This is a genomic window from Enterococcus sp. FZMF (assembly GCF_030263915.1).
Lineage (GTDB): Bacteria > Bacillota > Bacilli > Lactobacillales > Enterococcaceae > Enterococcus_D > Enterococcus_D casseliflavus.
This window is the reverse complement of sequence record NZ_CP127160.1, coordinates 1,829,957-1,844,120: the sequence shown is the minus strand read 5'-3', so window position 1 is coordinate 1,844,120 and position 14,164 is coordinate 1,829,957. Positions and strand designations below refer to the sequence as shown.

Genomic DNA, 14,164 nt, shown 5'->3' with positions numbered 1-14,164 from the left:
AAGCTAACACATAAAGATTCATTGACGGAGGTGTCATATGAAAAAAATAAAATTCTTGATCAAAAGCATTTTTCTCATCGGGCTTCTTTATTTTGCAAGCCAGATGATCACATGGCAAGACGGGCGCTTGGCATTTCGTGATGCCCGACTCAACGAGATCACTCAATCTCTCTCGTCCCAATTTTCTCTTTCACAAGACACTTCAGCAAGGCCAGCGGCAGAAACGCCTGCCCAGACATATTTATATAATGAATCACGACAAGTGATCGAAGAAACCTTTGGGGAAGCGATCAATGAATCAGCGAATCGGTATGGACTGAACTGGACTTCCTATCACGATGATTTTCGTAACTTCATGATGGTGATGTACGATGAACATGATATTGCGCAAGGGATCTATACGAATCAAGATACGATTCTTATCGATGACACGCTAGGTATCGGGTCTTCAAAAGCAAGCGTTCGTAATCAGATGTGGACGCGTCAAGAAAGTCTACAACGAGGATCACGACGGTATCGCATCGATTCGGATGCCGACTATGATCTGTTCTTGCAAGACGATCAATTGATTACTTTTTTCTATGATGTTCATGCCGAAGATACAGTGACTGCGATCCAAATCATCAATCGCTCCCTAGAAACACGCCATGCGAATGATTTTCGCCAAAATCAAGCCGCCATTTTAAGCGGTTTACGAACACAGTTATTTGAATTAACGAATGCTACCCGAGTGAATTTTGGTTTGTCACCCCTTGGTTTCAGCGAAGCAACCAGTGAGACTGCCGTGAAGCATAGCCAAGACATGGCAGAACATCGATACTTTGACCATATTGGGTTAGATGGATCGACTCCATTTGATCGGATGCAAGAAGACGGGATCAGCTTCACTGCTGCAGGGGAGAATTTGGCATTTGGCCAGGCCAGCAGTATTTACGCCCATCAAGGTTTAATGAATTCAGAGGGACATCGGGCAACGATTCTAAACGATGAGTATCAATTTCTCGGGATCGGTATTGCGATCGATACCAGCGAACAGCCTTATTATACAACGTTGTATCACCGAGGATCGGCGTCGTAAATTCCTGAATTGCTTGAAACTGATTAGTAAAAAAACACTGCTCATTTGAGATTGTTGCGTTAGCATCATCAAGTGAGCAGTGTTTTTTTGTCGATAAAATGGTGTGCAGCAGTATTATTTAGTTTTGACGGTAGGCATGAGGAGAGCACTGATACTTCTTTTGAAACAGCTTATAGAAGAATGAGACATTTTTATAGCCGACTTGGTGTGCGATTTGTTCCACAGGTAGGGAGGAGTTTCTCAACAATAAACTGGCTTGATTGAGTTTTAATTCTTGAAGGATCGTCACAAAGGATCGACCAAGCTGCTGACTGATACGGCGACTCAAATAGCTCGGGTTGTATCCAAATGTCTCCGCAACCGAAGCTAGTGTGCAAGTAGCGAAATGTTTCTCCAGATAGTCCAACACTTCTCCGAGGTACAATTGGTCACTGTTTTGCGACTCGATCCGTTGTTTTTCCTGGAAGTTACGAACGAGTTCGGAAAAAATAATGATCATATAGGAATGGATGACTTCATGAGAACCGAAGGAGGGATTGAAGAACTGGGCCAAGACCCCGAAAATCGCATCAATCAAATAGTCGTTGTTACTCGTTTCAAACACTAAGTATTGATTGTGCTTTTGGCTTTCAGATAACGCATTGATGGCAAAATCGGCGATCATGCTATTGGATGCTAACCGACTGAGCATCTGCGTGGAAAAGTACTCTTTGCTGATCAAAAAGTTAATAACAATGTCGTCTTGATTTGTTTCGATAATTTGATGGATCACCCCAGTATCTAGTAAGCAAAAGTCACCTGCCTTTAGGATCACTTTTTTCTCATTGATCATGATCGTGACTGTTCCAGAAAAAACATAATTCATTTCGATAAAATCATGCTGATGTAGTGGCGTAGATGAAAAGCGTGCATGTTTTAAAATCAAGAGCTGGCTTGTCTTAAGAAATCCGCTATCATGCGGTCGTTTTCGTATGAGACGAGAAAGGTGTTTTTCGAAGGTATATTGGTAAATTGGCTCATTTTTCTCAGTGTAGACTTTCTTGAAATCCTCATAATTGTATGGAAGGGTTTGCGTCTTTTTAAGGGCTATTTCTTCGGTAGTCGTCAATTGTTGTAACTGCTGCAGAATGTTTTGTTTATCCATCGCTTTCTCCTTAGGTAAAAAATAGTCAATGAAATAGTAGAGTATCGTCATTGAAGACAGGTAGAGATAGTATATAATACTTGTATGGTAGCGTTATCAATTATCATAATCCGGATGATAATAATAGTCAATAGTACCAGCAAATTCGAAAGAAATGGGGAATCACCATGAACCACGACAAACCATCATTAGGGGATAAGATCCAAAGTACCCTTGGTCCATTTGCAAGTAAAGTCAATGGGAATATTTATATTACTTCAGTTAGGGATGCAATGTTAGCATACATGCCATTCACCTTTATTGCGTCGATCTTTTTAATTATTGCTTTTTTTCCGATCCAACAAGTGACCGATTTTATTACTATGGTGTTGCGAACAGAAGATGCTAGTGTCTGGCAAGAGAAATTGCTCTATGTCAACAATGCCACACTCGCAATCGGTGGTTTGCTAGTTGTCATTTCCCTCGCAAAATCTCTGGCAGAAAAAATTGAAACAAATGTTTTGCAATGTGTCTTAACTGCTTTTGTTTCCTTTTTACTATTAACACCGTTGGATGCAATGGAAGCAGGGACTTTTTTAGATATCACCCGCGTTAGCGCGCAATCGATGTTTTTAGCGATTATTGTCGGTATTTTTAGTACAGTTCTTTATAAAAAAATTGAGGGCAAAGGAATCAAAATCAAAATGCCAGCAGCGGTACCACCAGCTGTTTCTGGTCCATTCGAATCGGTGATTCCATCTTTTCTTGTCATCACGACGATTTGGGTCATCCGAGTCATCATCGAAGCCTTATTTAACAGTGATGCCATGACGTTGATCAATGGGACCCTTGGGATTCCATTAACTATGTTAGGTGGCTCCCTAGTTGGAATGGTCGTTGTGAAAATTTTCGAGCAATTCTTGTGGTTTTTTGGCCTTCATGGAACTTCGATCATTCAAGCAGTGATGGACCCAATCCATCAAGTCCTTGAAGATCAAAATCGTGTGGCATCAGTGGCGGGAGAGATTCCAACGAATATTATCAGTATGAGCTTTCGGAATCATTTTGCCTCGATTGGGGTCGTCGGTGCGATCATTGCTATTTTGATCGTAGCAAAAAGCAAACAGTACAAAGAGGTTGGAAAAATTGCTAGTGTTCCTTATATTTTCAATATCGGTGAACCAGCGTTGTTCGGGATACCGTTAATGTTGAATTTCAGTTTTCTCATTCCCTTTGTTTTTGCGAATGCCGTCACAACGATCGTCGCTTACTTTGCCTTTTATTTCGGGTTAGTCCCGATCCCAACAGGGCTTGCACAAATTCCTTGGACGACTCCGCCGATCATTAGCGGCTATTTTGTCACTGGTAGTATCATGGGCGCATTGCTACAAATCGTCTTGATCGTGATCGCAACGGTGATTTGGTTGCCATTTATCAAAGTTGCTGATAAGCAGATCTGTATTGAAGAAGCACAATAACCCACGAAAGGAGCAGCCTATGAAAGAAACGATAACCATCAACGGGAAGACAAAGCCATTAACAGTGGATTTAAATGATCCGGTCCTTATTGAGTGGTCGATGACCAATCACCAAGGCTATCGATTGCAACTCTTCAATGAACAGCAGCAAGCAGTGTATGACGTTTCCAACATAGCCGCTTCTGAGAATAAAATGGCGGTCCACTTACCACAGCATCCGCAGCGAAAAAAATATCAAGTCAAATTGACAGCAGGAGCAGGAAACGATGTCACCATTTACAGCAGTGTGTTTTTCACCATAGAAAAGCGTGAGCAACCTAAAGAAACCATGGGCAAGTGGATCACTCGCTTAGATGATCCCATTAAAAAAGAACGGTTTTACTTTTCAGAAGAGAAAAATAGCTGCTTGTCCCGCTCCTTCACACTGGAAAAGTGTCCTTCCTATGCAGTGATCGATTGCTGCGGGCTTGGTTTTTATCGCTTATCTGTTAATGGAAAAACGGTATCAGATGTTTACTTAAACAGTGATGTAACGAACTATGATCAAGTCGTCTACTATGATACTTATGAATTAACTGATTTTTTACAGGAGGGAGACAATCGGATCGAAGTTGAACTTGCGAATGGCTGGTACAACCCTGCTCCGATTGAGATTTTAGGACGGTATAACATCCGCAAACAACTAGCGATCGGTAAACCCTGTTTCTGGGGGGAGCTTCAGTTAAATGACGGAGGAGAGAATCGCTACATTTACTCAGACAATCAGTGGCAAAGTAGTTTTGGGCCTTATTTGCAAAACAATCTTTATATAGGAGAAATCGTTACCGATGTACCTGATCCTCGTCCAGAAGGAAAAACGGTACAAATTGCTGGTCCCGCGGGACGTTTTAAGCCAAGCTTTATTCCTAAAATCAAGCGCACACAATCGATCGTTCCCCAAAAAATGACCGAAACTGCAGCGGGACTGCTTATTGACTTCGGTCAAATCATCAGCGGTCAATTTGCTTGTACACTTGAGAAAGATTTCATTGGTCAGATCAGAATCAGCTATGCAGAAACATTAGATGAGCAAGGCAACCCTGATTATACGTCTACGATCAGTGGAACTTATGGCGTCTACGATCCCTATGAAGGGAAGCAGCCAGATGATCCCATCGTTCAACGAGACATCATTGAGAAAACGGCAGCGAGGACGTTCGTTTTTGAAAACCGCTACACGTATCATTCCTTTCGCTATGCGTTGATCGAGACGAAACCTGCTAACAACCTTCAAGCGATTGTGGGCGCAATCAAAGCCTATCGCCTGCATACGGATGTGAAATCGTTGGTAACCCTTGAAACCTCCGATCCCTTCTTGAATCAGTTATGGGCGGTTGGCCAAGCCACGCGGTTGAACAACATCCACTCGTATTTTGAGGACTGCACCCGTGAGCGGTTCGGATATGGCGGAGACATCGTCGCTTTATTGCCAACACAGATGGCAGATCTGGCGATTGAGCCGTTGTTGGAAAAAGTGTTGTGGGATTTTGCCAACGACCAACGACCGGATGGTGCAATGACTGCAACTGCGCCATTTGTAGGAATCATGACAAATGGTCCATCAAATGGTGGTGGTGCGTTAGGGTGGCAATTGGTAGTTCCAGAGCTTGCTTTGGCATTGGTGAAGACCTATGGGAAACAAGCAGTGGTTGCCAAGCTGCGTCCACACTTGGAACGGCATCTCAACTATTTACTCGCTTTTGATTTTGATTATATCGCCCAGTGCTGCCTCGGTGATTGGGGAGCAATTGATGAAACTCAGCAAAACGGGGTCATTACTTCGCCAGATCAGTCCTTTTGCTCTGCCTGCATGTATCTGCTTTTACTACAGCGTTACCAAGAATTGATCGACTTGAGGATCATTGGTAACGAGGACTATTGTCAGCGAGTGACAGCAGCGATCCAGTATACGACACAGCAAATCGAACAGCAGTTTTCTAAAGGAAATGAGCAATACGGTGCGGATACCTTGTCTAGCATGATCTTTGCAATGAAAACAGGACTCAGTGAAAAAAAACAAATCTTGCCAAAATTAGTACAAAGGATCAAGCAGCAAGAGGGTATTTTCTCTTTCGGCATCTTCGGGATGGCATGGAGTTATCAGTTGCTGGCTGAAGCTGGCTATAATGATATTATTTTTGATTGGTTAACGAGGAAATCTGCACCTAGTTATGCAGCAATGTTGGCAAGCGGAAACGGCACTTTGATGGAACATTTTCCAACGCCGCAACATTCAGCCACTTACGAGGGTTCGTTGAATCATGCCATGTTTGCTTCTTATGGGTATTGGTTTGTCCGTCATTTATTAGGCATTCAGATGACAAGCGCTGGGATACTGATACAACCAGCCTTCGATGTACCTGTAGCCCATGTCAAAGGCTCCTTACAAAGTACGTTTGGATTAGTAACTTTAAGCTGGGAAAAGACTGATCGTACCGTTCGCTTAACGGTGGAGTTGCCACGAACATGTGGCTATGAAATCAGTCAGATGAAAGGTTTTAGAAAAGTCAGCGAGAAAATAGAGGATGAGGGGAGCCAAAAGAAAGTTACCTGTATCTATACGATTACTTCTTAGCTAGTGAAAAAGTCGACACGTGGAAAGTGTTGACTTTTTTCTGTCGTTTTCTATTTTTTGCGTATTTCATCTATGAGGTGGTGAAAATGGATCAATGGAAGCTGCTCAAAGACTATTGGCGATTTGCAGTTGGTGGTGCTGTTTTGATGGTTTTGCTGATCATCTGGTTTGTACCGTTCTCGCAAAACAAAGAAACAAACTGGCAATCAATGGCAGATGCAGCAGGTCAATCGTCTGAAATGGGGGAAGGTGGAACCCTTCAAGAAGATGGTCTTCACGATGAAGAGTATGAGATCGTTATAGATGTCAAAGGAGAAGTGCACCAACCGGGCATTTATCGTTTAAAATCAGGTGCACGGATGTATGAATTGATCGAACAAGCAGGTGGTCTGACAGAAGAGGCGTTAGAAACAGCCATAAACTTAGCACAGGTGTTGCAAGATCAACAGATGGTGATCGTCCCTCATAAAGAGGATCAAGCGTTTATGGAGATGAATGTTTCAGGAGTAGGTGGCAGCCAGACAGCAGTGACACAAATCAATCTGAATCAAGCCAATGCGCAGCAACTGCAAGAACTGCCAGGCGTGGGTGCCAAAAAAGCAGAGGCAATCATCGCTTACCGCGAAGAATATGGCTTTTTTAAACAGATTGATGACCTAAAAAAGATCACAGGCATCGGAGAGAAGACCTTTGAGTCCTTGAAAGAGATGATTACAGTGACGGACTGAACCAAATAAAAGTAAGAAATACTAAGAAATGACGGTTGAAAATTCAAGAAATTCGATTAGAATAGAACTAATCAATCGCAAAGGAGCAAATGAATGAGCAATACGAGAATCCCTTGGGACCAATATTTTATGGCGCAAGCTGTTTTACTTTCTTTACGCAGTACGTGTTCCCGACTTGAAGTCGGCGCTACATTAGTCAAAGATCGCCGAATCATCGCTGGAGGCTACAATGGGTCAGTCAGTGGCGATGTACACTGCATCGACGATGGCTGTTATGTTGTCGATGACCATTGTATTCGGACGATTCATGCAGAAATGAATGCCTTATTGCAATGTGCAAAATTAGGGGTGTCAACAGACAATGCGGAAATCTATGTGACGCATTTCCCTTGCCTTCCCTGTACGAAAGCAATTTTGCAAGCAGGGGTCAAAACGATCCATTATTTGAATGACTATCGTAACAATCAGTATGCAATGGAATTGATTCAACAAGTAGGTGCTTCCGTCCACCAAGTTGAACTCGATCCGGTGTATTTTGAAAAACTTTCATTTGGTGTGCTGAATGATGCACAACCAACAAAAGAGAACTGATTCATTTTTATTTCTTAGTATTATTTTTGCTTGTTCGGTGACTGCTTACTATGTGCAGTCCATCTTACTGGGACTCATTGCACTTTATTATTTCGGGATGCTTGTCTTAAGACGACAAGCATTTTTGTGCATGATTTGTTTTGTCGGACTGTTGCTGTTAAGTGTCCGCGTCTGTCTTTCTCGGACTGGAAACATACAAGAAGGTGAGTATCAAGGGGTAGTCAATGTGTTGCCAGACACGATCAAAATCAATGGCGATCTGCTTACGTTTGAAGCAAAATCTTCCACAGGTAAAGTGATTGGTCGTTACACGATTTCTTCAGAGACTGAAAAACAGCAATGGCAGGATCGATCCGATTGGGGAAGAAAGCTGCTGGTGAAAGGATTTTTCTCTCTTCCTGAAAAACCACGAAACCGCCACGGGTTTGACTATTCTGCCTATCTAGCCAGTCGATCAATTATTGGCACAGTCCATATCGAGCAAATGGTAGGAATGGAAGCAGCAGACTCAGGCTTTTCGCTTGCAAAAGTTCGAGCAGAGGTTATTTCTTCTGTGCAACGAATCTTTCCTGAACGCTCAGCAGCCTATATCAATGCGTTGCTCTTTGGTTTTAAAGACCATGACTTTCAAGAAGTACGTCAAATGTATCGTGCTAGTGGCTTATTGCATTTCTTTACGATCTCAGGAATGCATGTCGTCTTATTTTTCAAGTGGTTTCGCGGATGCTTCTGCCGATTGGGGTTTACGCAAAAAGAAATGCTGTTGCCAATGGGGGTCTTTTTCTTGGTCGTAATTGGGATTTGTGGCGGCGGCATTAGTGTCTGGCGTGCTGTCTTGGCATTGTCGGTTACTCAAGTGACCACTCTTTATCAACAACGGCTATCAGCAAGTGATCATTATGGGATCGTCTTAACGGCTCTTTTATTCGTTGATCCCAAAGTATTGCTTCAAACATCGGGGCAACTAAGTCTTTTGATGACCTTCCTGATAATGATGCAGCGACCGATCAAATTGACGTGGTTTTGGCGCAGTCAGTTCCTCACGGTGCTAGCTGCGCCTGTCATTGTCTCGCTCTTTTATGAATTTCCATTATTTGGGGGCTTTTTGACGTTTGTCTTTTTACCGTTTTTTCAATTGGTTTTGCTGCCAGCCTGTTTCTTAATGTTCATTGCTGGGACGCTTTTCCCAACCATCAGTGGGCTGATTGCGCTTTTTGAAGAGCTTTTATTACTTATGGAAGTTGTCGTGGGCGCTGTAGGAGGCGTATCGATAACGGTGGGTGCCCTTCCTGCAGGATTGGCAGCTAGTTGTTGTTTGCTTGGCCTGCTCTGTTACCAAAAGAAACGGTGGCTGCTGGTGATCTGTTTTTCGATTGTTGTACCAATCGTCTTTCAACAGAATCGCGTTTTACCCACCATTAGTTATGTCGACGTTGGTCAAGGCGATAGTATCGTTTTACAGGCAGAAAAAAATCGCGAAGTTTATGTGATCGATACTGGAGGTTCTCTATCTTTTCCGAAAGAAAACTGGCAAGAGCGCAAACGACAAGCTGCCGCGGAATCTACATTGATTCCTTTTTTGAAAGGGGAGGGAGTCAGGAAGATTACTGGTTTGTTTTTAACTCACGGGGACACGGACCATATGGGAGATGCGCTAGCATTGATGAAGGCGATCCCTGTTGAAACGTTATATCTTGTACCAGGAAGTGAACAAGATCACCGTATCGCCAAGCTATTAAAAGAGCTGCCTAAGCAGACAAACGTTGTTTGGACGACGGTTGGCCAAGTGGTGGGGGATTCCCTTCAGTTGCAAGTATTGGCACCAGAATCAGGTGCAGGACAAAACGAAGATTCGATGGTGATAAAAACCAAGGTAGGGGATAAAACATTTTTGTTTACTGGCGATCTCGAACAGGCAGGGGAAAAAAAGTTGATTCATGATTATCCGAATTTAAAAGTTGATGTATTGAAACTAGGGCATCATGGCAGTCGAACCTCGACGGTACCTGAGTTTGTTGCGGCAATCGATCCCCAATTCGGGATCGTTTCAAGTGGACGGAACAATCGGTACGGGCATCCTCATGAAGAGGTGCTTGAAACGTTGGCAAATCAGACCGTTTTGCGAACCGATCAGCAGGGCATGATCCAATTTATTTGGTCTGAAAAACAACAATCATTTTTGATAAAAACGCTGCTAGACTATCCGATTGACTAATGGTAGGATAAGAATGAAAGCGGGGGGAACGATGGAATTACAAAAAGCGTTGCAAGCAATTCGAACCAAGGAGTTGCAATCGATTTATCTGGTCATCGGCAGTGAAATGTTTTTACAAGAGCAAGTTCGCACGGCCTTTTTGGAGCGTTTTTCCGTTGGGAAAGATGATCTGAATTTTGCTTCCTTTGACATGGAGAAAGATTCCCTTGATATGGTGATCCAAGAAGCCCAATCGTTGCCTTTTTTTGGCGATCAGCGATTACTGTTCGTTGAGCGGCCATTTTTCTTAACGGCTGAAAAAAAGAGCAATGCACCTGAGCATGACCTAGATGATTTTTTGAATTATATCAAAGACCCATTGGAATCATCGGTAATGGTGATTTTTGCAGATGTCGATAAATTAGATGAACGGAAAAAAATTACTAAGCAATTGAAAAAAGCCGCAGTTGTGATTGATGTCCCACCTATGAAAGAAGCCGACGTGCGTCAGTATCTCCAACAGTCGTTGGCCAATGATGGCATCGAAATGAGCCGAGAGGCGTTTGATTTGTTTTTACGGTTAACGGATCTGCACCTATCAAAAGCGATGCAGGAGTTACAGAAACTACGGCTGTATGCAGGAAATGGCAATAAAATTACGAAAGAGATCGTCTTGCAGTTGATCCCTAAGACGTTGGAACACAATGTCTTTGAATTAACCAGCGATGTCTTAAAGGGGAACGTATCGGATGCGTTGCGCTTGTATGACGATCTATTATTGCAAGGGGAAGAGACGATCAAGATCAATGCTATCTTGATCAGCCAAGTCCGTCTGCTGTTACAGGCGGCGATTTTGATGAAAATTGGCTACCAGCAAGCCAATATCGCAGAAACGTTGGGGATTCATCCGTACCGAGTGAAGTTAGCGATGCAGCAAGCTCGGGGGTTTGGAGAAAAGCAATTAGCGGCACTATATAGTGAATTGATCGAAAATGATTACTTAGTAAAAAGTGGTCAGATGGACAAAGAGTATTTGTTCCAGCTATTTGTTTTAAAACATGGCAAACAGTAAGTTAAAAAGAAGGGCGCAGCAATCGATGATTGCTGCGCCTTTCTTAATTTGCTTATTTTGCAATTTTTTTACTTAAACGAGATTTGTCGCGACTAGCTTTGTTCTTGTGGATCAATCCTTTAGTCTCAGCCATATCGATTGCTTTAACAGCATCTTTATATAACGCATCTACGTTATCAGCACCAGCTTCAACAGCTTGATCAAATTTTTTGATTGCTGTACGCATTGTGCTTACTTGAGATGAATTCTTAGCATTAGCCGCTTCGCTTGTGCGAACACGTTTGATTGCAGATTCAATGTTTGGCATGTATTTCACCTCCGAAAAAAAAGTTCAATTACGTTTAGAAAACGTATAAATCAACACTAGTCATTATACCTAATGCCAAGAGTGATTGCAATAAAAGTTGTAAAGAAATTTTACTTAACACAAAAATTTGTTTTTTGGCCGTGCTATTTTTTGCTTTATGGATTTTAAAAATGCTTCTTTACACATTTTTTACTGAATAGTTATAAAAAGTTTACACAGAAACAGCTTTCTATGCTATGATTACTTCGGAATTTTTAAATGGGGGAATCTATGTGAATATCGCTTTGTTTCTAACGATTGTGTTGTCATTAGGGGTGATTTTCGTCAACGGCTGGACGGATGCGCCGAATGCTATTGCAACCGCTGTCTCCACGAGAGTCTTACGCCCGAATATCGCCATTGGCATGGCAGTCGTCATGAATTTCTTAGGTGTGCTAGTGATGACGTATTTTAATGCGCAAGTTGCAGAAACCATCAGCAACATTGTGACTTTTGATTCAGGCGGGAGTTTTCGAGTCTCACAGATCGCATTGGCCGCTGCCTTGTTTTCAATTGTTGTTTGGACGGTCGCAGCTTGGTATTTTGGGATCCCAACCAGTGAATCCCACGCGTTGATCGCAGGACTGACTGGTGCAGCCATGGCCCTTGGTGGGTTACATGCAGTCAATGGCGAGGAGTGGCTGAAAGTTTTGATCGGTCTTGTCGTTTCTACGTTGATGGGTTTCATTGGTGGCTTTCTGATCACGAAACTGATCGTATGGCTCTTTCGCGATACCCAACGGCGAAAAGCCAACAAAATTTTTACAGTTGGTCAAGCCATTGCGGCTGGTGCCAATGCGTTCTTACATGGTGCACAAGATGGCCAAAAATTTATGGGTGTCTTCATGTTAGGGCTTTTCTACAACAATCTTGCTGAAAAGACCGGCAATGGCTTTTCGATCCCACTCTGGGTGATGGTTCTTTGTTCCTTGACCATGGGGATCGGTACTTCTGTCGGTGGGATGAAAATCATCAAATCAGTAGGGATGGATATGGTAAAACTGGAAAAATACCAAGGCTTTTCTGCAGATGTTACCGCTGCGATCTGTTTGTTCTTGTCTTCCGTATTTGGTATCCCAGTTTCAACGACCCATACAAAAACGACTGCCATCATGGGGGTAGGGGCTTCTCGACGTTTTTCTAGCGTTGATTGGCGCATCGTGAAAGAAATGATCTATGCTTGGATTTTAACGTTTCCTGGTTGTGGGTTGATAGCGTTTCTAATGGTGAAAATTTTATTGCTAATTTTGTGAGGAGAGAAAGTAATGGCACGAAAAAAAGGATTTGATTATTTTGCGGCAATGGAGCAGTTGGCAACAAATGGCCATCTAGCTGCGAAACGTTTTTCGCTGTTGATCAATGATTACTCTGAAACAGCGATAAGTGAAGCGGCAGCTGAGATTCATGGATTAGAAAAGGAAGGCGATCAGGTGATCGCTGAGCTAACGAATGAGTTGTACGACTCATTTATCACACCGATCGATCGCGAAGACATCCTGGTCATCTCTGAGCGCTTAGATGATATTTTGGATGGCATTATGGGATTGACTTATTTATTTGAGAATTTGGTCATTACGAAGATCCGCCCCGAGACGAACTTATTTGCTGAAATGATCGTTCAAGCGACACAGGGGGTCGAAACAGCATTAAAAGAGTTTCCGAAGTTCAAAAATTCAAAAACATTGCGTCAAATGATCAACGATGTAAATACGATTGAATCAGAAGCAGATCTTTTGTATTCAAAAATGAAAAAAGCGTTGTTTACGGATGAAAAAGAAGTGCTGGAAATCATTAAATGGAAAGATATTTATGATCGCTTTGAATCGATTATCAACGACACCGAAAGTGCGGTTGATATTATCGATGGTATGGTGATCAAAAACACGTGAGGAACTAGAGAGCATTCAAACGAAAAAAAAGAGCAACTCTTGGGCAGGTAACTGCCGCAATAGTTGCTCTTTTTGCTTATAATTGGATCAGCCAATAGCCGATCAAAATGATTCCTAAAACGATGCGATACCATCCAAATACGGTAAAATCATTCCGTTTGATGTAGTTCATCAAGAAACGGATCGCGATGATCGAAACGATGAATGACACGATGGTTCCTGTCAATAAGATGACGGTTCCTTGGAAATCAAAGGCATTGCCATCTTTCAAAAACTTGAAGATTTTCAAGGCACTGGCACCAAACATGGTGGGAATACCTAAGAAAAATGAAAATTCAGCAGCAACATAACGAGAAGCGCCGATCATGATAGCACCTAAGATAGTAGCACCAGAACGAGAAGTTCCTGGGATCAATGCCAATACTTGGAACATCCCAACGATCAATGCCGCTTTGTAGGTGAACTTATTCAAATCGGTACATTTTGGTGCTTTATTTTTGTTGCGTTTTTCTACCACGATAAAGCCGATCCCATAAACGATCAAGACGATCGAAACGGAGAAAAAGTTGTAGAAGTGCGCATCTAACCAATCATCTAACGGTAATCCGATAATAACCGATGGCAAGACCGCCACGACGACTTTAAACCATAACGTCCATGTATCTTTTTTCTCTAACTCATTTTTATGCGGTGAAAAAGGGTTTAGTTTATGGAAATACAAGTAGACGACTGCTAAAATCGCACCCAGTTGTATGACAACATTGAACATCGTCATAAACTCGGGAGTTACATTCAATCCGATAAATTCGTCGGCTAGAATCAAGTGACCCGTGCTGCTGATTGGCAGCCATTCCGTGATCCCTTCAATGATCCCAAATAAAATCGCTTTTATGAAATTTGTAAAAAACATTGGTTCAGTCCTTTCTATGACAAAATACAACTCTTAGTATACCGTTTCCTGATTCGAATACCAATCTTTTTCCTAAAAAAAGGGGGCAGTTTTTAAAACAAAAACTGCTCCTTTCTTAAAGAAATTGATCAACTGCCAAAG

General features: G+C 42.4%; 12 protein-coding genes. 9 read left to right on the top strand and 3 right to left on the bottom strand.

Translation table 11 applies throughout. From position 1 onward, the window contains the following. Positions 1-37: 37 nt before the first annotated feature. Positions 38-1,078, top strand: a complete 1,041-nt coding sequence (locus tag QN079_RS08945) for a CAP domain-containing protein (protein ID WP_289229551.1) — start codon at positions 38-40, stop codon at positions 1,076-1,078. Positions 1,079-1,196: 118 nt separating this feature from the next. Here QN079_RS08945 and QN079_RS08940 read toward each other — a convergent pair whose 3' ends face one another. Next, a complete protein-coding gene (locus QN079_RS08940; protein ID WP_289229550.1) occupies positions 1,197-2,222 on the bottom strand; it encodes an AraC family transcriptional regulator in 1,026 nt (341 codons plus the stop codon). Positions 2,223-2,389: 167 nt separating this feature from the next. On the opposite strand from QN079_RS08940, the gene QN079_RS08935 reads away from it, so the two are divergent. From QN079_RS08935 to holA, 6 genes are all read left to right on the top strand, one after another. Further along, positions 2,390-3,679 (top strand): PTS sugar transporter subunit IIC, encoded by a 1,290-nt coding sequence (locus tag QN079_RS08935; RefSeq protein ID WP_289229549.1) that lies wholly within the window; start codon positions 2,390-2,392, stop codon positions 3,677-3,679. Positions 3,680-3,698: 19 nt separating this feature from the next. After that, positions 3,699-6,293 carry a family 78 glycoside hydrolase catalytic domain gene (locus QN079_RS08930; RefSeq protein ID WP_289229548.1) on the top strand — a complete coding sequence of 865 codons (2,595 nt, stop codon included), beginning with the start codon at positions 3,699-3,701 and terminating at the stop codon, positions 6,291-6,293. Between the two features lie 86 nt (positions 6,294-6,379). After that, positions 6,380-7,021 (top strand): helix-hairpin-helix domain-containing protein, encoded by a 642-nt coding sequence (locus QN079_RS08925; RefSeq protein ID WP_289229547.1) that lies wholly within the window; start codon positions 6,380-6,382, stop codon positions 7,019-7,021. A gap of 93 nt (positions 7,022-7,114) precedes the next feature. Beyond that, on the top strand, positions 7,115-7,612 hold the full coding sequence (locus QN079_RS08920; RefSeq protein ID WP_005230159.1) for a ComE operon protein 2: 498 nt from the start codon (positions 7,115-7,117) through the stop codon (positions 7,610-7,612). Beyond that, positions 7,584-9,827, top strand: coding sequence for a DNA internalization-related competence protein ComEC/Rec2 (locus QN079_RS08915; RefSeq protein ID WP_289229546.1), 2,244 nt, complete (start codon positions 7,584-7,586; stop codon positions 9,825-9,827). The genes QN079_RS08920 and QN079_RS08915 overlap by 29 nt, the downstream gene beginning before the upstream one ends. Before the next feature lie 31 nt (positions 9,828-9,858). Continuing rightward, the gene (gene holA / locus QN079_RS08910; RefSeq protein ID WP_289229545.1) at positions 9,859-10,878 is read left to right on the top strand and encodes a DNA polymerase III subunit delta; all 1,020 of its coding nucleotides are present in this window, start codon (positions 9,859-9,861) and stop codon (positions 10,876-10,878) included. Between the two features lie 52 nt (positions 10,879-10,930). On the opposite strand, the gene rpsT is transcribed toward holA, so the two are convergent. Further along, entirely contained in the window at positions 10,931-11,185 is a 255-nt protein-coding gene (gene rpsT / locus QN079_RS08905; RefSeq protein ID WP_005230162.1) for a 30S ribosomal protein S20, read from the bottom strand. Positions 11,186-11,421: 236 nt separating this feature from the next. On the opposite strand from rpsT, the gene QN079_RS08900 reads away from it, so the two are divergent. Both QN079_RS08900 and QN079_RS08895 read left to right on the top strand, forming a co-directional pair. Continuing rightward, entirely contained in the window at positions 11,422-12,477 is a 1,056-nt protein-coding gene (locus QN079_RS08900; protein WP_005230169.1) for an inorganic phosphate transporter, read from the top strand. Positions 12,478-12,489: 12 nt separating this feature from the next. Further along, positions 12,490-13,113 (top strand): DUF47 domain-containing protein, encoded by a 624-nt coding sequence (locus QN079_RS08895; RefSeq protein WP_289229544.1) that lies wholly within the window; start codon positions 12,490-12,492, stop codon positions 13,111-13,113. A 76-nt stretch (positions 13,114-13,189) separates the two neighbouring features. Here the strand turns inward: QN079_RS08895 and QN079_RS08890 are convergent, their stop codons facing one another. Continuing rightward, the gene (locus QN079_RS08890) at positions 13,190-14,023 is read right to left on the bottom strand and encodes an undecaprenyl-diphosphate phosphatase (protein ID WP_289229543.1); all 834 of its coding nucleotides are present in this window, start codon (positions 14,021-14,023) and stop codon (positions 13,190-13,192) included. Between the last annotated feature and the right edge of the window lie 141 nt (positions 14,024-14,164).